This window comes from Nonomuraea soli (genome assembly GCF_013761175.1).
GTDB classification, from domain to species: Bacteria; Actinomycetota; Actinomycetes; order Streptosporangiales; family Streptosporangiaceae; genus Nonomuraea; species Nonomuraea soli.
Genome location: NZ_JACDUR010000014.1, coordinates 1 through 19,473, shown reverse-complemented (window position 1 = coordinate 19,473; position 19,473 = coordinate 1). Strand labels below are relative to the sequence as shown.

The 19,473-nt window shown below is 72.2% G+C and carries 14 protein-coding genes; 4 read left to right on the top strand and 10 right to left on the bottom strand.

Annotated elements, in window-relative coordinates:
- Window positions 1-5: 5 nt before the first annotated feature.
- From HNR30_RS45650 to HNR30_RS45630, 5 genes are all read right to left on the bottom strand, one after another.
- Window positions 6-1,166 (bottom strand): peptidogalycan biosysnthesis protein, encoded by a 1,161-nt coding sequence (locus HNR30_RS45650; RefSeq protein ID WP_181616499.1) that lies wholly within the window; start codon window positions 1,164-1,166, stop codon window positions 6-8.
- Between the two features lie 4 nt (window positions 1,167-1,170).
- Window positions 1,171-2,091: a sulfotransferase domain-containing protein gene (locus HNR30_RS45645; protein WP_181616498.1), complete on the bottom strand. Its 921-nt coding sequence runs from the start codon at window positions 2,089-2,091 to the stop codon at window positions 1,171-1,173.
- 113 nt (window positions 2,092-2,204) lie between these two features.
- A complete protein-coding gene (locus HNR30_RS45640; protein ID WP_181616497.1) occupies window positions 2,205-3,206 on the bottom strand; it encodes a BtrH N-terminal domain-containing protein in 1,002 nt (333 codons plus the stop codon).
- Window positions 3,207-3,254: 48 nt separating this feature from the next.
- The gene (locus HNR30_RS45635) at window positions 3,255-5,693 is read right to left on the bottom strand and encodes an ABC transporter permease (protein WP_181616496.1); all 2,439 of its coding nucleotides are present in this window, start codon (window positions 5,691-5,693) and stop codon (window positions 3,255-3,257) included.
- Window positions 5,693-6,382 (bottom strand): ABC transporter ATP-binding protein, encoded by a 690-nt coding sequence (locus HNR30_RS45630; RefSeq protein WP_220134764.1) that lies wholly within the window; start codon window positions 6,380-6,382, stop codon window positions 5,693-5,695. The genes HNR30_RS45635 and HNR30_RS45630 overlap by 1 nt, the downstream gene beginning before the upstream one ends.
- A gap of 163 nt (window positions 6,383-6,545) precedes the next feature.
- Between HNR30_RS45630 and HNR30_RS45625 the strand changes: the two genes are divergently transcribed.
- On the top strand, window positions 6,546-6,992 hold the full coding sequence (locus tag HNR30_RS45625; protein ID WP_181616494.1) for an iron chaperone: 447 nt from the start codon (window positions 6,546-6,548) through the stop codon (window positions 6,990-6,992).
- A gap of 63 nt (window positions 6,993-7,055) precedes the next feature.
- On the top strand, window positions 7,056-8,429 hold the full coding sequence (locus HNR30_RS45620) for an FG-GAP repeat protein (RefSeq protein WP_181616493.1): 1,374 nt from the start codon (window positions 7,056-7,058) through the stop codon (window positions 8,427-8,429).
- Here HNR30_RS45620 and HNR30_RS45615 read toward each other — a convergent pair.
- The 5 genes from HNR30_RS45615 to HNR30_RS45595 all read right to left on the bottom strand — a co-directional run bounded on the left by HNR30_RS45615 (window position 8,426) and on the right by HNR30_RS45595 (window position 17,098).
- Window positions 8,426-9,058, bottom strand: a complete 633-nt coding sequence (locus tag HNR30_RS45615) for a response regulator (RefSeq protein WP_181616492.1) — start codon at window positions 9,056-9,058, stop codon at window positions 8,426-8,428. The two genes, HNR30_RS45620 and HNR30_RS45615, sit on opposite strands and share 4 nt — an antisense overlap.
- Window positions 9,055-10,275 (bottom strand): sensor histidine kinase, encoded by a 1,221-nt coding sequence (locus HNR30_RS50565; RefSeq protein WP_181616491.1) that lies wholly within the window; start codon window positions 10,273-10,275, stop codon window positions 9,055-9,057. Before HNR30_RS50565 ends, HNR30_RS45615 begins: the two co-directional genes overlap by 4 nt.
- 10 nt (window positions 10,276-10,285) lie before the next feature.
- Complete coding sequence (locus HNR30_RS45605) at window positions 10,286-11,428, bottom strand: DUF418 domain-containing protein (protein ID WP_181616490.1); 1,143 nt, start codon at window positions 11,426-11,428, stop codon at window positions 10,286-10,288.
- Between the two features lie 148 nt (window positions 11,429-11,576).
- Window positions 11,577-13,706 carry a discoidin domain-containing protein gene (locus tag HNR30_RS45600; RefSeq protein WP_181616489.1) on the bottom strand — a complete coding sequence of 710 codons (2,130 nt, stop codon included), beginning with the start codon at window positions 13,704-13,706 and terminating at the stop codon, window positions 11,577-11,579.
- Window positions 13,703-17,098 carry a discoidin domain-containing protein gene (locus tag HNR30_RS45595; protein ID WP_181616488.1) on the bottom strand — a complete coding sequence of 1,132 codons (3,396 nt, stop codon included), beginning with the start codon at window positions 17,096-17,098 and terminating at the stop codon, window positions 13,703-13,705. The genes HNR30_RS45600 and HNR30_RS45595 overlap by 4 nt, the downstream gene beginning before the upstream one ends.
- A gap of 219 nt (window positions 17,099-17,317) precedes the next feature.
- Between HNR30_RS45595 and HNR30_RS45590 the strand changes: the two genes are divergently transcribed.
- Window positions 17,318-18,658 (top strand): DUF1996 domain-containing protein, encoded by a 1,341-nt coding sequence (locus tag HNR30_RS45590; RefSeq protein ID WP_181616487.1) that lies wholly within the window; start codon window positions 17,318-17,320, stop codon window positions 18,656-18,658.
- Window positions 18,658-19,383 carry a DUF305 domain-containing protein gene (locus HNR30_RS45585; RefSeq protein WP_181616486.1) on the top strand — a complete coding sequence of 242 codons (726 nt, stop codon included), beginning with the start codon at window positions 18,658-18,660 and terminating at the stop codon, window positions 19,381-19,383. Before HNR30_RS45590 ends, HNR30_RS45585 begins: the two co-directional genes overlap by 1 nt.
- The last annotated feature ends 90 nt before the right edge of the window (window positions 19,384-19,473 follow it).

Sequence of the window (19,473 nt, the reverse complement as noted above, 5' to 3'; positions counted from 1 at the left end):
TCGCATCACAGCAGCTCGTCCCAGGTGGGGTGGAAGTACCCGGGGTGGGCGCCGCGCAGGGTGCGCCAGTGGTGCGCGCGTTGGTCCGCGGGCGCGGTGTCGATCGGCTGGCCGGCGTCGGCCGTCCAGGCCAGGTGCAGCAGCGGGTGGATGGCCGCGCCCCGCCTGGCCTTGCCCAGCTCGGCGCCCGCGCCGGTGACGACGCTCGACAGCCCGGCCGCGTAGGCGTGCCTGACGGGTTCGTAGATCACGGCGTTGAAGTAGACGAACGGGTCGGGCGCCTGGTCGTCCAGGCGCCCGAAGTCCGTGACGTGGAGCCGGTCGTGCCATCGGCACAGGACCGCGGCGCCGACCGTACGGCCCCGCACGCGGCAGAGCAGGGCCATGGCCGATTCGTCCCCCAGGGCGGCCGCGTACGCCGCCAGGCGTCGCGTGACGGTGGCCTCGCCGTAGGCCATGCCGTGCTTGGCCCGGACGTTGACGATCATCGGCGCGACGGTCGCGAGCGCCTCGCTCAGGGGGACGATCAGGCTCTCGCACTCCCTGGCGAAGGTCCCCGTCTCCCTGCGGACGCTGGTGCGGGTGTTGCGCGGCAGCGTCGCCAGGTAGTCGCCGAAGTCCTCGCCGGGCAGTTCCAGTTCGGTCAGGGCGACGCCGGCCAGGCGGACGGCGTCGCCGGCGCCGGTGACCGGCGCGAGGTCCCTCCACGCGGAGGGTCCGAGGAAGAGGAAGCAGGTGTAGGGCAGGCCGCGTTCCGCCGCGACGGCGTCGGCGGCCTGGCGTAACGCGCGCAGGACGGCCGTCCTGGCCGGGGCGGGAAGGGTGCGGTCCAGGATGAGCCCGGCGCCGAACCCCGCGCAGGATCCGGCCAGCAGGCCCAGCCGTCCGCCGCGTGACCGTGCCAGCAGATCCTGGAAGTGCAGCTCCGGCCAGTACAGGTAGTCGCCCCTGCTGGGCGGCACCTCGTGGAGCGGCAGGGCCGCCAGGATGCGGGGATCGCCGCGTTGCCGGGCGATCAGGTACGTGACGGGCGCGTCGCCCGACCGTTCGAGAGCGCGCAGCCAGGCGCGGCTCTGGAACAGCTCGCGCGGGTCGGCGACGCCGTCCCACGCGGACCCGGCGACGTCGTCCACCGAGGAGAGGTGCTCGACCACCACCGCGACCATGCGGTCATCCGGCCCCGTGGTGGAGCCATTCGAGCAGGCCGGGCTCCGCCAGCTCGGCCACGCGGCGCTCGTAGTGCGCACGGTCCTCCGCGGTCAGGAACTGCTGCCACTCCCCCGTCTTGCCGCTGCGGAAGAACCGCTCGCGATCGCGCAGGTAGCCCAGTTGCTCGTCGGGGGCGAGGTCGGCGGCGCGGTCGCGCATCTGCTGGAAGGTGGCGGCCTCGATGAGGCGCGGCCAGGTGCGCTCGTCGATCTCGATGCCGAGCCGTACGGCCAGGCGGCGCATCTGGCCGGCCAGGTCGGCGGACAGGTCGCTGTAGTGCAGCAGGATCACGTTGGGGTCCGTGCGGCGCACCCAGGCGCGGCTCTGGGTCCAGATCAGGGCGCGCAGCGAGTCGAGGTTCTCGTAGGGCGAGTCGTCGGTGTCGACCCACTGGAGCAGGTAGGCGCGCTCGTCGAGCAGGTCCCTGTCGTCGTGGCCGTCGACCTCGACCTCGCCTGCCCCCGCGGCTTGGTGGATCAGCTTGCGGATCACTTCGCGCTTGAGGTTCTTGCCGTGGCTGCGCAGGGAGATGGCGACGTCACGGGGGTCGCGTCCCACGGTGATGTAGGTGACGCGCGGGTCGGTGGGGATGCCGTCGAGGGGGATGTGGGTCTTGATGAACCGGCGGTGCCGTTGGGCGGCGAGCTGGGCCCAGACCTCCTGCTTGGGGCGCACCAGCATGTCGATCCAGGGTGACAGGCTGGTCAGGGGTGCGGGCAGGTCAGGCGTCTGGAAGACCAGGAGGGCGCAGATCATCTGGGTCCAGGTGGTGCCGCACTTGGCGGGCGAATTGATGACGATGTCGCCGGGCCGGAATTCGAATCCCTCCCACCGGGAGCTGTCCTCCATCGGTGTGAGGTAACGGGCTAAATCCGTCGTCATTGATCCGACTTTAATGCCTTAAGTTGCGCAAAGAAAGGCATGGCCATATTAACGCTATTCTCTATCTGACACGGCGGGAATTATCTGGTAATTCAACGAGTTCGGATTCAGGGCTACCGGCTCCCCTCCGTCTGACGCAGCGCCTGCATGGCGTCGTGCTCGATCCGCGACAGGTCGCGCAGGAGGGTGCCGGCCCGGTCGAGGAGCGTGGCGTCACCGCTCTCCCCCGCCTTGGCGACGAGCGCCGCGACATCCGTCCACAGGCCCGCGGCCTCGGCGTACAGCCGGTGGCCCGTCCGCAGGTGGGGGTCGTCGACCAGGCCGGTGCACGCGCCGAGGAAGTCGCGGTACAGCGCGCGGAACAGGCCGCCTCCCGTGCCGCCCTTCTCCATGAGGAGGGCGGCCTGCGCCAGGTCGCGGCGCGGGTCTCCGGCGCGCGCCATCCAGCCCGGCACCAGCTTGCCCGCCTTCTCGATCCCGCGATGGCCGAGGTTGGCGATGGGTGCGGCCACGAAGGCCTCGGCGCAGGCACGCACGGCCGGCACCACCTGCTCCTGCCACGGGCGGGTGTCGGCGGGCACGTCGAGGGTGAACGAGCGGTTCCGCGCGGTCATGGGGCCGCGCTCGGAGCGTGCCGCCGCGAGGCTCTCCCTGCTGGTGCGCACCGCGCCGCCCTGCTGGCCGGTGTCCACGAGGAGGACGTCGTGCTCGTCGTAGCCGTACATGGCCACGACATGGCCGCCGAAGTGCACCTTGGTACCGAAGTACTCCAGGTGGAAGCTGTCGAGCTGCAACCCGACCGGGCGGCCCGCCTCGATGGGCGCGGCCACGTTCTCCCACGCCCGGCGCGCCGAGGCCGTCTCCTGGACGGTCAGCGTCAGCCCCAGCCGCGCGGCCAGGTTCCTGGTGAGCTCGAAGGGTTTGACACGTCCGCCGAGGAAGGGGAAGGGCATGCCCTTGCCGTCCCAGTAGACGAACGACAGGCCGGAGCCCAGCCCGAACAGCACCGGCTCGGGCAGGTCGAGCCCCTGGTGCCGCAGCAGCACCCCCAGCGCCGTCGTCTCGCAGTGCTGCGTGCCCCTGGGCTCGATGTCCTTCACGATGCTCGCCGTCATGTTCCGAGCATGAGGCCTCCCTCCGTGGGAGAGTCCAGCGGGCGGTGGTCAGTCGAGCGTCAGTCCCGCGGCCGGGGTCACCCGGGCGGCTCGCCGGGCGGGCAGGACGGCGGCCAGGAGCCCGGCCAGGGCGGCGATGACGACGACGGCGCCGAGCGACGGCCAGGGCACGCGCAGCGTGGCGCCGGCGAGCGCCCGCGTCACGAACGTCTCGTGGCCCGCCCAGGCGAACCCGACGCCGATCACGGTGCCGAGCAGGGCGGCGACCGCCGACAACAGCAGCGCCTCCGCGGCCAGCATGCGCCGCAGCCGGCCGCGCGTGAGGCCGAGCGCGCGCAGCAGCGCGTGCTCGCGGGCACGTTCGAGCACAGAGAGGCCGAGGGTGTTGGCGATGCCGGCCAGGGCGATCACGACGGCGATGGCGATCAGGCCGAGCACCGACCAGGTGAGGACGCGCAGCTGCTGCTCTTCCGTCTCCCTGGCCTGCAGGCCGTTGTCGACCTGCAGGCCGGCCGGATCGGCCAGGTCGTCGAGGGCGTCGACGAGCCGCATCGGGTCGGCGGCGGCCTGGGCTCGGATCCACAGGGCCTGGGTCTCGATCCCTCCGGTGGGCGCGCCTGGCCTGCTGGGCACCCTGCGCGCGAGACCGGTGAGGGTGGCGAGGGTCTCGGAGGAGACGACGCCCACGCGGCCCCAGCCGGTGCCGCCGACGACCCGCAGGACGATGACCCTCTCCCCTGCACGGACCGTGACCTGGTCGCCGGGGCGCAGGCCCAGGTCCTTGCGGAAGGCGGCGTAGTCGATCCTGATCTCGCCCGGCCCCACCTGGGCGAAGGCGCCACCGTCGCGGGCCACCAGCCCGGCGTCCGGCGCGGCGACCACCGGGATCGGCCCGTCGAGCCCCGTCACGAGAGCCGTCACGCCGTACACCGGCAACGCCTGCTCCACGCCGGGGGTGCGGCGCACGCGGTCGACGAGCCCGTCCGTGACCTGGTTCCGGGGCGAGGTGAGTGAGGCGTCGACGGGATGCCGCCTGTCGCGCGCCTCGTCCAGCGCGGCACGGGTGGTGGCCATCCCGGTGAGGGCCGCGCTCGTCACCGTGACGCCGACCAGCAGCGATGCGGTGGTCGTGGCGGTCCTGCGCGGGTTGCGCACGGCGTTCGCGGTCGCCAGCCGCCCGGTGGGGCCCAGCCATCCTCCGGCGGCCCTGACCAGGTACGGCACGAGCACCGGCCCGAAGAGCAGCACCCCGGCGAACACCGTCGCCCCGCCCGCCACCAGGAACGCCGTGTCGTCCTGGGCCATCGCCACGCCGAGCAGAGCCGGCCCGACGGCCAGGAGCAGCACGGCGAGCACCAGGCGCGCCGGTCCGGCTGCCGCGTGTCCGCCGGCCGCGGCCTCCGGGCGCAGCGCCGCCAGCGGGCTCACCCTGACCACCCGCCTGGCCGGCGACCAGGCCGCGACCACGGTGACCACCAGGCCGGTGGCGAACCCGCCCAGCAGCCAGGGCACGGGCACCGCGGCCGAGCCCATGGTGATGGCGGGCGCGAGGGCGTTGATCAGGGCGAGCAGCCCGTAGCCCGCACCGATGCCGGCCAGGACCCCGGCCAGCGAGGCGAGCACTCCCACGACGGCGGCCTCCCGGAGCACCGCGCCCACCACCTGCCTCCGGGTCGCGCCGACGCACCGCAGCAGCGCGAAGTCACGCGACCGCTGCGCGAACAGGATGGAGAAGGTGTTGGCGATGACCAGCACGGAGACGACGAGGGCGACGCCGGCGAACAGCAGCAGCATCGCCGACAGGGCGTCGACCCGGTTGTTGAGCTCGGCCTGCTTCTCCGTGACGAACTCCTCGGGCGGCTGCACCCTGGCGCCCGCCGGGAGCGCCCCCACCTCCCCGCGCACCGCCACGCGGTTCAGGGACAGCGTGGGTTCGTCACGCCAGCGCACCAGCTGCGCCCAGGACACGTACACGGAGGCCTGGGCCGAGGTCGAGGGCGACTCCACCACGCCGACCACCCGCAGATCGGCCGCTGCGGCGCCCTCGCCGACCAGGATCCGGTCACCGACCGCGATCTCCCTGGACCGGGCGACCCATGTGTCCACCACCGCCTCGCCCTCGCGGGCGGGAAAGCTCCCCGACACGAGCTTCTGCCAGCGCATCTCCTGCGCGACGGCGACCGGTCCCACGGCCGTGTCGGGGAAGAGGCGACCACCGGATCGCATCGGCAGCATGGCCCGGCCGATCGGGGACGCGTTCGGCCCGAGGCGCTCGGCGAGGGCGATCGCGGCCCCCGCTCCCAGCCCGGAGACCACGTGATCGGCGTCGCGGTACGGCGCGCCGAAGCCGTCCATGAGTCCGCTCCTGGCCCCGGAGGTGAGCACGCCGACCGCGACGACGAAGGCGACGCCCGCGACGACCGCGATCGCGGCGGCGAGGTACCTGCGGACGTGGACGCGCAGCGAGGCGAGCAGGACGGTCCGCATCAGGCGATCCGCCCGTCCTGCAGGGTGATCACGTCGTCGGCGTACGCCGCCGCGTCCCGCTCGTGGGTGACCATGACGACGGTCTGGCCGAGTTCGCTCACCGACCGGCGCAGGTGGCCGAGCACCTCGGCCGACGAGGTGCTGTCCAGGTTGCCGGTGGGCTCGTCGGCGAACAGCAGGTCGGGCTCGGTGACCAGGGCCCTGGCGATCGCGATCCGCTGCTGCTGGCCGCCCGACAGCTCGGCGGGCCGGTGGCCGAGCCGGTCGGCCACGCCCAGCGTCTCCGCCAGCAGATGGGCACGCTCGCGTGCCGCGTCGTCGACGCGGCGGCCGCCCAGTTCGAGTGGGAGCACGATGTTCTGGAGCGCGGTGAGCATCGGCAGCAGGTTGAACGCCTGGAACACGAAACCGATGTGGTCGCGGCGGAAGACCGTCAGCGCGTCGTCGTCGAGCGAACCGAGATCGATGCCCGCCACCGTGACGGTGCCGTCACTGGCCTGGTCGAGCCCCGCCAGGCAGTGCATCAGCGTGGACTTGCCCGACCCGCTCGGCCCCATGATCGCGGTGAACCCGCCTCGCGGCAGGTCGAGGTCGACACCGCGCAGGGCGTGGACCTCGGTCTCGCCCCGGCCGTAGGTCTTGGTCAGGTTCCTGGCGCCGGCGGCCAGGGCGTCCTGAGCGGCTCGCATCATGGTCGTGAAGTCAAGGCGAGGCGGTGTTGCGGGCGTGTATCGGGTTTTCGATACGCCCGCGATATGCGGCACGTGCCTGCCGCATCGCGGACGCATCGCGGATGTATCAACCCGGCCGGGCAACCTGAGTCTTGTCAGCACCACGACGAAGGAGCCCGAGATGAGCACCACCACCGCGACCAAGACCTACGACGGCTTCTCCGAGGAGGAGCGCGCCGCGATGAAGGCCCACGCCGAGGACCTCAAGGCGACCTCGCGCCGCGGGACCAAGGGCGACGCCGAGTCCGAGGTGCTCGCCAAGATCGCCGAGATGCAGGAGGCCGACCGCGTCATCGCCGAGCGGGTCCACGCGATCGTCAGGTCCGCCGCCCCCGGCCTGATCTCCAAGCTCTGGTACGGCATGCCGGCCTACGCCCACGCCGACGGCAAGATCGTCTGCTTCTTCCAGCCCGCGCCCAAGTTCAAGGCCCGCTACGCCACGCTCGGCTTCAACGACGCCGCCCGCCTCGACGACGGCACCATGTGGCCCACCTCCTACGCCCTGACCACGCTCACCGAGGCCGACGAGGCCCGCCTGGCCGCCCTGATCACGCAGGCGGTGAGCTGAACCGGGTTGCCGATCATCGCGGTGGCGGCGAGGATGGCCCGGACGACAAGGGAGTGTCGCTCGATGCCACCCTCCGCCCGCCCCCTGGCGGCGATGTTGATCGGCCTCCTGGCCGCCTGCGCGTCCCTGCCCCCTGCCGCCCTTCCCGCCCGCTCGCCGACCCCCACGCCCCTGCCTCCCGGCGCGTCAAAGCCCACGCCCACGCCTGTGTCTCCCGGCGCGTCACAGCCCGCGCCCACGCCCCTGTCTCCCAGTGCGTCGCGGCCCGTGGTCGCCGACCTGGTCGAGCGGGGATGTGCCAGGGCGAGCGAGCGCGACTTCGACGGCGACGGCCGTGACGACATCGCCCTCGGCTACCTGGGCGAGACCGGCCAGGTGCGCCTGCTGTCGGGCGACACGCTCGTGCGCGTGCCCACGCCGCCGGGCCTGCGGATGAAGGGCTACGGCTGGTCGGTCACCATGGCCAGGATCAACGACGACCGATGCGCCGACCTCCTGGTCGGCAGCCGCACCCTCACCGTCGGCGGCAGGGAGGGAGCGGGCGCGGTCCATGTCCTGTACGGCGGAGGCGCCGCCCCGCCCAGGAAACTCGTCTCGACCCGGCCGGCACCGGACGCGCGCTTCGGCGAGGCCGTCGCCGTCCACGGTGACCTGATCGCGATCGGAGCGCCGGGCGAGAAGCCGGGCGGAGCCGTCTACCTGTTCCGCAACGGCCGGCCCATCCGCCGCATCACCCAGAACACCCCGGGCGTGCCAGGCGCCTCCGAGCGCGGCGACGCCTTCGGCGACCGGCTCGCCCTGGGCCCTCTCGACGGTGGCGGCGTCGGCCTGGTCGTCGGGGCGAGCGGTGAGTACGACGACGGTCCCGGCCGTCAGGACCCCGACGAGGCGAAGGAATCCGAGCCCGGCTACCGGCCCGTCGGAGCGGTCACGGTCGTGCACGACGTCACCGCCGCCCGGCTCACCGGTACCCGGCTCCCGCAGCCCCGGCACGGCGACGGCGAGCTCTGCGCGGGATTCGGCCAGAGACTGGCCCACGTGCCGGGCGCGGGCGTGGCCGTGTTCGCACCGGAATGCGGCATCCTCCAGTTCTACGGTCTCGATCTCGAGCCCGTTCGCACGGTGACGAAGCTGGAGCCGCCGTGGGACGCCTACCTCGCCGCCTCCCCCGACGGCAGGCTCGCCGCCGTGGGTACCGACCCGAACGCGCCCATCGCCCTGCTGCTGTCGCCGCGTTTCCCCGCCCGGGACCGCACGCTGACCGGCGCCCACCTGCGGTCGCCTGTCGAGGACGGTGTCGTGTTCAGCGGCGGGCGGCTCGTGGTGGCGCTCGACAACCTGCTCGCGGACGTGGCCGTCTTCGACCCGGCGACCGGCGAGCCCGCCCTGTTCGCCACCGCCACCGAGGACCTGTCGGTGCGGGCCGTCGCGGGTTAGCGCTGCCTCGGCAGCAGGCCCCGGCTGAACGCGGCCGCCACGGCCGCCGCCCGGTCGGAGACGCCCAGCTTGGTATAGATGTGGGCCAGGTGGGTCTTGACGGTCGTCTCGCTGATGAACAGCGCCGCGGCCGCCTCCTTGTTGGTGGAGCCGCGCGCGACGAGCTCCAGCACGGTCCGCTCGCGCTCGCTCAGCTCGGCGGGAGCGGGCGCGCGGACCCGGTGGAGCACGTGGGCGGCCACGGCCGGGGAGAGCACCGTCTCCCCCACCGCCGCCGCCCGGATGGCGCGGAAGACCTCCTCACGCGGGGAGTCCTTCAGCAGGTAGCCGATCGCGCCCGCCGTCAGGGCGGGCAGCACGTCGTCGTCGCCGTCGTAGGTGGTCAGCACCAGCACCCGCGCCGAGGGCACCCGCTGCGCCAGCAGCCTGATGAACTCCGGCCCCTCCAGCCCCGGCATGCGCAGGTCGGTCAGCACCACGTCAGGACGCTCGCGCATCGCCACGGCCAGGCCGCGCTCGCCGTTGTCGGCCTCGCCCACGACGTCGAGGTCGGGCTGCTCGACGAGCATGCCGCGCAAGCCGTCGCGCACCACGGGATGATCGTCGACGATCACCAGCCTGATGGTCATTTGGCCTCCCTGTCGGACGGGATGGCGGGGACGCTCACGCTGATCGCGGTGCCCTGGCCGGGGGCCGACTCCACCTCGACGGTTCCGGCCAGCCTGAGCACCCGCTGCCGCATCGCGGTCAGCCCGAAGCCCGTGCCCCGCGCCTGCGAGGGGGTGAAGCCCACGCCGTCGTCGCGGATGTCGACCACCACCACGTCCTCCATGTACGACAGGGTGACCCCCGTCTTGCGCGCACCGGCGTGCCTGGCCACGTTGGCCAGCGCCTCCTGCACCGTACGGTAGAGGGCAGCCTCCACCTCGGGGTGCAGGAGCCTGGCGGTGCCGGTGACGGTGAGCGTGGCGGGGGAATCGTTCACGTCGCTCCACCCTGACACCAGCGCCGACAGCGCCTCGGGCAGGGTCGTGCCGGCCAGCGGGCCCGGGCGCAGGTCGTCGAGGGACCTGCGCACCTCCGACAGGTTCTCCCTGGCCAGGTCGCGGGCGACGGCCAGGCGCCGTCGCACGGTCTCGGGGTCGCTCGCGGCCTCCTCGGCGGCTTCGAGCTGGGTGACGATGCCCGCCAGGCCCTGGGCGACGGTGTCGTGGATCTCCCTGGCCAGCCTGCTGCGCTCGCCGGTGACGCCGGTCTGGCGGGCGGCGGTCAGCAGCCTGCCCTGCAGTTCGGCGTTCTCCTCGCTGAGCTGGGCCAGGCGCAGGTTCGCGCTCTCCAGCTCCCGGTTGGCGGCCAGGCGGCGCTCGACCTCGGCCTCCATGGCCCTGATGCACCAGCCGATGAACGCCGCCAGGGCGCCACCGGCGATGGCCGACGGGATCGACCAGGGGCTTCCCACGTCGAGCACGGCGGCGGGACCGCCCACGACGACGAGCGCCGTGGCGGCCACGCCGACGTAGGCGTACCAGCCGGGCAGCGTCGCGAAGGCGGTGGGGAAGCAGGCCAGCACCAGCAGCCCGTAGGCCGGGTGGCGCGACGACAAGACCGCCGCCAGCACCAGGAGCACGGCGAAGTAGACGACCATCGGCGCGGCCACCCGCTCCGGCCAGTGCGGGTGGGCCATCACCATCCACCAGTGCCATATCCCGGCCGCGACGGCGAGCACCGCCGTGAGCAGCCGCTCGGGTGGCGGCACGGACGCGTCGACGACCGCGATCACGAGCGCCACGGCGAGCAGGATCAGCGGCAGGGCACGCCAGGCACGGTTCCAGTCGTCGACCCGCACAGGCCCTCCCTCATCGGCGCGGATAGGTCAGGCGCCGCAACAGCGACTCGGCGGGACCTCGCCGCCCTGCCCTGCGCATCAGCTCGGCAGCGATCACGGTCGCCGCCCAGACGCCGGCGGCCAGAGCGAGCGTGGCGGCCGAACCCAGCACCCCGCCAAGCCCGAGCGTATAAGGGGGCAAAAGCGCCACGAATCCTACGGACTGGAGAAGATAGCACGTCATCGAGCGCTGCCCGGTGGCCGACAACGCGCGCACGATCGGGCCGCGCCGTGCCCCGATCCGCTGGGCGGCCACGGCGATCAGGGCGGCATACCCCAGCCCGGCGGCGATGCCCGAGACCACGTGCAGGGCGTTCAGCGCCATCACCGTGCCGGGGCCGCCGGCCTCGACGAACTTCGTCGCCGCCAGGCCCACGGGCAGCCCGCCTGCCAGCCCGATGAGCGGGCCCCCCAGCGCGGCCCGCCGTACCCACCGGTCGGGTACGGCCAGCAGCTCGCGGCGGCCCGCCCACACCCCCACGAGCGCAGCCGTGAACACCCCGGTCATCCCGACGGGCGTCATCACCCACTCCAGCGGGCGCAGCATCAGCGCGGTGGCCGCGTCGTCGGCCGCCAGCGACCAGAAGATGGTGCGCTCGCTCGCCCCCTCGGGCGTGGTGTAGGCCAGCGCCGTCAGCAGGGCGACGGGCACCAGCCAGATGGCGGCCAGCACGAGCAGGGTCCGGTCACGCAGGCGCAGCATCCGGCACAGCAGCAGCCCGACCAGCCCGTAGACGCCGAGCACGTCGCCGGAGAACAACAGCACGGCGTGGGCCGCGCCGAACAGCAGCAACCACCGGCTGCGCCGCCTCAGCACCCGCAGCCCCTCGGCGTCGTCGCGCCGCCGGTTCCAGATCTGCACGACGCCGTAACCGAAGAGCGCGGCGAACATGGGGTAGGCGCGCCCGTCGACGAGCGACATGGTCAGCAGCGCCGCCAGCCGGTCGATCAGGTCGTGCTCGATGATGTGCTGCCGCATGCCGTACGGCCTGCCGTACAGGTAGACGGCGGAGTTGGCGACGGCGATCAGGGCCAGCATGATGCCTCTGGCCAGGTCGGGGGCGAGCTGGCGCTCAGTCTCCCCGACCGGCCGCAACCCCAGGGTGGCAACCATGGTCTCTCCTCGGCTCGGTGGGTGTGCTCCGAGTCTGCGAGGAGAGACCGGGTCGCCGAATCGTGCGTCCGTGCGCGAATGCGTGGCGTTCGGACGATGCCTGGCATCCTCCGAATGGAGGATGCCAGGCATCGTCGACCCACCGTGGCTAGGGGAAGGACGTGACGGTGGCCGGGACCGTCTCCACCCCCTGCGCGGGACCACCGGTGTTGTTGATGACGTGGTTGTACCTGCCCCTGCCGCCGAGGGAGACGGCCAGCAGGCTGTGGAAGCGCACGCCCGGCTTGACCGGCACCTCGAAGCCGCGGTCGACCTCGATGGTGGGGTCGCTGGTGAACACGCAGTAGCTGCCCATGCCCCAGCCCTCGTGGGTGTTGACCGAGTCGGCCACCTTGTAGGCGGCCCAGCCCTTGGTGGAGCCGTTCATGTAGGCGGCCTGGCTGGGCGGGTCGTAGGGCAGCTCGTTCTGGAAGAAGACGGTCTTGCCGCGCTCGCCGAACCACTCCACGTTGTACTTCTTGTAGTGCTCGACGAACAGCCCGGTGGCCAGCACGTCGTCGCCGTACACCCGCAGGCCGTAGTCGGCGGGGTTGACGTCCCAGCCCACTCCTTCGCCGTGGTCGGCGCGCCAGATCCACGTGTGGTCGATCACGGTGTCGTCGGCGTGGACGGCGACGCTGACCGTCGCCTTGCCGGCGAACTGGCCGCCGACGCGCACGAAGACGTCCTGCAGCGTGATCGGGTTGGCCGCGTGGTCGGTGTGCGTGCCGGGGCGGCCCACCTCCAGCAGCACCGGCGAGTTGACGAGCCCGGCGTCGATGAGGAATCCGGCCAGCCTGACGCCGTCGACGTCGGCGACCCGCATGGCGACCACGCCGTTGCGGGGCACCAGCGTGGCCAGGCCCAGCCCGAGGACGATCGTGTCGGCCCGGTTGACCTCGACGGTCTGGTCGAGCTGGTAGATGCCGGGTGTGAACAGCAGGTGCAGGCCCTGGGCGAGCGCCTGGTTGAGGGTGGCGGCGCTGACGCCCGGCCTGGCCACGTAGAAGCGGCTGAGCGGGACGGAGGTGCCAGGGGTCGGCCCGTTGGCCCACGAGGTGCCGCGGGCGTTGACCCGCCTGCCCGGCACGAACACCGCGTAGTCCTGGCCGTCGAGGTAGAGGTAGGGCTTCTCGCGGCTGACGGGCGTGGTGTCGAGGGTGGTGTAGCGCGGCTCGGGGAAGCTCGTGGCGGGAGCGCCCTGGACGCCGGAGAAGGTCATGTTCCACACGCTGTTGGACCAGCCGCCGATGGCGCTGTCGCGGGTGTACCACTGCTGCTGGGAGTAGGAGCCGACCTGCCCGTCGATCTTGCTGTCGGCGATGTAGCCGCCGGAGGCCCAGCCGTACCCGCTCGGGGCCAGGTTGAGCGCGCCCCGGATGTGCATGCGGCGGAACGGCGCGGCCTGGGCCACCGCCCACCGGTTGGTTCCGTCGTACGGTTCCACGGCCAGGTTCTCCGTCGCCCGCCAGAAGTTCTGCGTGGCGTTGCCGTTGAACCAGCCCGCGTCGACGCTGACGCCCTTGACGGTGACGTCGTCGGGGTTGCGGCCCAGGCCGTGCACGGAGGTGTAGAAGCCGGTGTTGACGTTGACGTCGTAGCGGCCCGGCTTGAACATCAGCGCGTAGCGGCCGAGCCCGAACTGGGCCGCCTCCTGCTGGGTGAAGATCTGGTCGATCTGCGACTGGATGGTGGAGGCGGGCATCGACGGGTCGAAGACCTTGACGTTCGGCCCGAGGTCGCCGCCTCCCGGCAGCTGGGTGCCGCCGTCGTCGGTGTTCACGGTCAGCTCCCACAGCGAGTAGCCGTAGCCGGTGCCCCTGGCGGTGCCGTGCACGCGCACGTAGCGTCCGGAGCCGGCGACGTCGTAGGAGGCCGTGCCGCCGGTCGCGCCGGTGACGGTGCGCAGCGTCGTCCAGGACGAGCCGTCGGGCGAGGCCTGGATGGTGAAGTCCTTGCCGTAGGCGGCCTCCCATCGCAGTCCTACCCGGCAGACGGTCTTGGCCGAGCCCAGGTCGACCTGGATCCACTGGGGGTCGCTGAAAGCGCTGGACCAGCGGGTTCCCGTATTGCCGTCCACGGCCATCGCCGCGGCGAAGGCGCCGCCCTCGGTCGAGGAGGCGGTGGCGGGGCGGTTGAGTGCGGCGTTGGTGGCTGAGCAGGCGACGGCGTGCGCCGCGGGGGTGGAGACGGCGTAGGCGGACAGGAGGGTCAGCAGGGCGAGGATCGGTCGTTTCATCGGTAGACCCCAAACTCCCAGAGCGAGTAGCCGTAGGTGGTGGCTCGCTGGGTGAGGGAGAGACGGACGTAGCGGACGGATGCGGTGAGATCGAAGCTGTCGAACCCGCCATCGCCGTTGGTGACGGTCCTCAGGTCGCTCCAGGTGCTGCCGTCGGTGGAACCCTGGAGCTTGTAGGCGCGGGCGTGGGCCGACTCCCACCCGAGTTGCACGTGCGTGATCGGGGTGACGGCGCCCAGGTCGACCTGGATCCACTGGGCGTCGGACCACTCGCTGGCCCAGCGGGTGGCGAAGCTGCCGTCGGTGGCGCGGTCGGGGTTGAAGGGGCCGCCGTCGCCGGTGGCCTGGTGGCTGGAGGCGGTGGTGGGCCTGCCGCGGGCGACGTTCGTGCCGTCGACCGTGGGCGGGACGACGCGGAAGGAACGCTGCTCGATGCCGACGTTGCCGTGGCCGTCGAAGGCGTAGACGTAGACCTTCCAGACGCCGAGCTGCTCGGGCGCGGTGACGGTGAGCCGGTTGGCGGAGGTCTGGGTGTAGCGGGCGTGACGGAAGCCGCGGTTGGCGGTGATGTGCTTGTCGCTGAGCATCACGTGGTAGCGGATCAGGTCGCCGTCGGGGTCGGTGGTCTGGGTGTCGACGGTGAAGGTGCCGCCGGCCGGGACCGCGGTCTGCGAGCCGACCGTCATCGAGGAGATGCGCGGCGGGGTGTTGCCGGTGAGCTGGCCGGTGTAGGCCTGCTTGAGCGCGTGGAAGCCGTGCCTGCGCCAGCCGCCGGGGGTGACGTTGAGCCACACGCCGCCGAAGTCGTTCTCCAGGCCGTAGTGGAACATCGTCGCGCCGAGCGCCACCCCGGTGTGACCGGTGATCGCGTTCCAGCTTGCCGTGTACATCTGGCCCTTCTGCAGGTCGGTCGGCTCGTCGGGGATGCCGTTGACGTCGTTGGGCACCTCCCACTCGCCGTCGGGCCCGGCCTCGGTGACGATGTACGGCTTGCCGTACGCTCCGGCGATCCAGTCGTTCCTGACCGTGTGGATGGCGCCGTAGGAGTTGACCGCGAGCAGGTCGAGCGCGGGAGAGTGGGCCTTGTAGTAGCTCCAGGCGTGGGTGTAGGCGTCGGTCGAGGTGACCGGGTGGTTGGGGTCGGCGGCGTGGACGGCTACCGCGACCTCGTTGACGAACTGCGCGTAGGCGACGCGGCGCTGTTCCACCACGTCGGCGGGCAGGCCGTGGTCCTGCATGGTGAGGATGACCTCGTTGCCGACGTCCCACATGAGCACGCCCTGGTGGTTCTTGAGCGCGTTGACGCGGGCGACGATCTCGCTCTTCACGGCGTTCTTGTAGGCGGTGTCGCCGGCGTAGTCGGCGCCCTGGTTGAGCCAGTGACCGATGATGACCTTGATGCCGTTGCGGGCGGCGGCGTCGAGGAGGGCGGGCGTGCTGGCGTCGTCGACACCCCAGGTGCGGATGGTGTTGACGCCCATCGCCTTCAGGTCGCGCATGTAGCCGTCGGCCGCCGCCTGCGGCGGGCCGTAGGTCAGGCCCTTGATCAGGTACGGCTGGCCGTTGACCGACAGTTGCCAGTTCCCGTTGCCGCCGGTCACCCGCACGACGCTCGGCCCGGCGGGAACCGGTCCGTCGGTCATCGGGGTGGGGGCGCTTCCTGTGCGCTTGGCCACGCTCACCCAGTCGGCGTTCAGCACGCCGCCCGAGGTGGTCTGCGGGGACGGGGTGGTGACGCCCGCGATGGCGTTGGGCAGCGAGCCGCCGATGGCCAGGTCGAGGCGCAGGTAGAAGCCGTGGTGCACGGCCGCCCGCCAGGCGGCGACTCCGACCTGGCTCTGCCGTACGACCCACGTCTGCCTGCCGTCGAGGTAGAAGCGGATCTCCTCGTCGGTCTTGGTGAGGTCGATGACCTGCGCGAACTCGTGGTAACCGGCCGAGCAGGCGCCGCAGGTCGCGAAGCCGCTGGTGCGGCCGTTGTACTCGTTGCAGACGCCGTCGGGCGCGGTACCGCAGTGCAGGGTGTTGGAGAACTCGTCGACGCCGTTGACGGCGGTCATGATGTCGGTCTCGCCGACGCCCGGCCAGTTGGTGTAGTTGCCGCGGTAGGCGGCGCCGGTGGCGCGGAAGCCGGGCCAGTAGCCCAGGCCGTCGGCGACGGCGGGCAGCTTCAGCCTGGCGCTGAAGCGGACCATCTCGCCGGGCTGCGCCTGGAAGTCGGTGCGCTGGGTCTCGATGCGTCCCGAGGTCCAGGCGCCGGCGCCGTCCCTGATGGCCTTGATGGCCAGGGAGCCGTTGCCGTCGAGGCTGACGTTGGCGGTGGAGTCGCTCATGGTCTCGACCTCGCCCGTGCCCCAGTTGGCGGCGCCGCCGGGGTAGGAGGTGCCGGTGCGCTTGATCCAGTTGGCTGCGCTCGGCGTGGTGCCGGCCGGTCCTGTGAAGTCGTCGCGCCAGACCTCGGTCCAGTCGCCCGGTTCCTGCGGGCTGTCGCCGGTGTTGACCTGCAGCTCCCAGAGCGAGTAGCCGTGGCCGGTGCCGCGCGCGGAGCCCAGGATCCTGACGTGGCGGGCGGTTCCCGTCACGTCGTGGGTGTCGGTGCCGCCGTCGCCGCCGGTGACGGTCTTGAGGTCGGTCCAGGTCGTCCCGTCGGGTGAGCCCTGGAGCTTGTAGGCGCTGCCGTACGCGGCCTCCCAGTTCAGGATGACGCGGCAGACGCTCTGGCTGGAGCCGAGGTCGACCTGGATCCACTGCGGGTCGGAGGCCGCGCTCGACCAGCGGGTGCCGGCGTTGCCGTCGACGGCGGCGCTCGCCGGGTAGGCGGCGCTCTCGGTCGAGGAGGCGGTGGCGGTCCTGCCCTGGGCGGCGTTGGCGGTGCCGCATCCGGACGGCTGGCCGCCCGCCTCGCCGTACACGCGCATCTCCCACAGGGAGTAGCCGTAGCCGGTGCCGCGCTGGATGCCGAGCATGCGGACGTGGCGGAAGCTCCCGGCGACCGGGTGGGCGTCGGTGCCGCCGTCGCCGTCGGTGACGGTCTTCAGGTCGGTCCAGCTCGTCCCGTCGGCCGAGCCCTGCAGCTTGTAGCCGCGGCCGTAGGCGGCCTCCCAGACGAGCTCGATCCTGGTCAGCGCGGCGGCGCCGAGGTCGACCTGGATCCACTGGGCGTCGCTGAACGTGCTGGACCAGCGGGTGCCGGTATTGCCGTCCACGGCCATGGCCGCGGCGGTGTCGCCACCCTCGGCTGAGGAGGCGGTGGCGGCCCTGCCCTGCGACAGCAGGGTCTCGGCCACCGCGGCCGCGGGCGCGGCCAGGGCCGGGCCGAGTCCGGCCAGGCACGCCACCAGGGCGACGACCAGGCCGAGCCGGAACCGGCCGGGATGTCGGGCGGGAAACACGTTGACTCTCCTCGATAGTGGCTGGTGCTACAGGAGGAGAGCGCTCTCCGTGCCGAGAGACTGCATCGTGGCGAAGAGCTCGTCAAGGCCCAAATGTTGGTGCGGCCGAAACATGCAGGTAACGCGGACGCGGCATTTCTCACGGTCTTGACAAGGCGCGGTGAAGGCGTCCACTCTCAATGGAGAGCGCTCTCCTAACCGCCCCCAGAGGAGAGACCCATGCCCCTGTTCCGAAGAAATCCCCTGCTCTCGTTAACCGCCGCCGTCGCCTCCGCGGTGGCGGCCGCCAGCCTGGCCGTGGTCCTGCCCGCCGCGGCCGACACCGTCCTGTCCCTGGGCAGGCCGGCCTCGGCGTCGTCGTCCGAAGGCGGCTCGCACGCCGCCGGAGCCGCCTTCGACGGCGACCCGGGCACCCGCTGGTCGAGCGCCTGGGCCGACCCGCAGTGGGTCCAGGTCGACCTGGGCGCCGCCGCGACCCTCAGCAAGGTCGTGCTGACGTGGGAGGGCGCCTACGGCCGCGACTACAAGATCCAGTCGTCGGCCGACGGCGCCTCCTGGACCGACCTCAAGACCGTCACCGGCGGCGACGGCGGCACCGACACCTGGAACGTCACCGGCAACGGCCGATACGTCCGCATGTACGGCACCGCGCGCGGCACCGGCTACGGCTATTCCCTGTGGGAGTTCGAGGTGCACGGCACCGGAGGCACCGGCTCCACACCCAGGCCGAAACCGACCTACACCGACGAGGTCACCCACCACGAGTTCCAGGCCAACTGCTCGCTGACCGCCAACCGGCCCGACGACCCCATCGTCTACCCCGGGCTGCCCGGCGCCTCCCACATGCACACCTTCGTCGGCAACACCACCACCAACGCCCACAGCACCACCGGGACCCTGCTCGGCGGCGGCACCTCCTGCACCAACCACCACGACAAGTCCGCCTACTGGTTCCCCAGCTTCTACAAGGGCAACCAGCTCATCGAACCCGTCGGGCCCCAGGTGATCTACTACAAGTCCGGCATCCTGGAGTACTGGCGGGTGCAGCCCTTCCCGCAGGGCCTGCGCTACGTGGCCGGCAGCCCGACCTCCACGCTGGCGCAGTTCCGCGACCACCCGGGGGCGGTCGAGGGCTTCGAGTGCGGCGACCTGTCCAAGAGCTGGGACATCCCGGCGTACTGCGTGCCGGGAAGCCAGGTCAACGTCCGCTTCCAGGCGCCCAGCTGCTGGGACGGCGTCAACCTCGACAGCGCCGACCACAAGAGCCACATGGCCTACCCGTCCGGCGGCTACTGCCCGTCGAGCCACCCGGTCGCGGTGCCGATGCTCGAATTCAAGATCGCCTTCCCGGCCAGAGGTGACCTGTCGCAGGCCCGCCTGTCGAGCGGGCGCGGCTACTCCTGGCACTACGACTTCTTCAACGCCTGGGACGACCCGCGCATCCTCGACGCGCTGGTCACCCACTGCATCAACGGCGGGCTGCAGTGCAACCCGCGCGGCTACGACCTGTACAAGCCGCACCGCGGCGCGGCCCTGACCGAGGACTTCGAACTGCCTTGATGTCCTCCGCAGGGACACCGGCGCCGCCCGCCCGTCCCGGACGCCGGGGCGGGCGGGCGGTCACCGTGGCCGCGCCGCTCGTCCTGCTCGGGCTGGCGGCGGCACTGGTGGGCGGGTGCCTTGCCCGTTCGGAGCCCTCAGTACGGCACGCGCACCACCCTGCCGTCGCCCCGGGCCCCACCGCGCTCACCTCTCCGGGCGCCATCGTGTCCGGGTCACCGGCGCCCGGCGGCGCCTCACCCGCCCCGGCGCGGCCGCTCCCCAGCGGGCGGCTCAACCCCACCGACCTGGCCTGGCTGCAGCTCATGATCCCCATGGACGAGCGCGTCATCCCCCTCCTCGACCTGGGCGCCGCCAAGGCCCACACGCCTGCCGTACGGCGGATGGCCCGGCACCTGCGCGACGCCCACCACGCCGAACTGGACCGCCTGCGCCGGGCCCTGGCCGCCACCGGCCTGGCCGCCGCCAACCCGCACGCCGGCCACGACATGCCCGGCATGATCACCGCCTCCGAACTCCAGCGCCTGCGCACCACGGCGGGCCCCGCCTTCGACACCCTCTTCACCCGCCACCTCGACGCCCACCTGCGCCAGTCGCTGTCCGTGACCCGCTCCGAACAGCTGTCCGGCCATGACCCCGACGTCAAAGCCCTGGCCGCGGCCGTCGAACGAGCCCGCGCCACCCAGCTCGCCGCACTCCCGCCGGTAGAGCGCTCTCCCGCCTGAAAGACATCCCAGGAGATTAGATGTCAAGCAGCGACATTCTCAGCATGGTTCGACCATGCGGTTGTCTCGTTGTAGAGAGTCCCGGTTTTC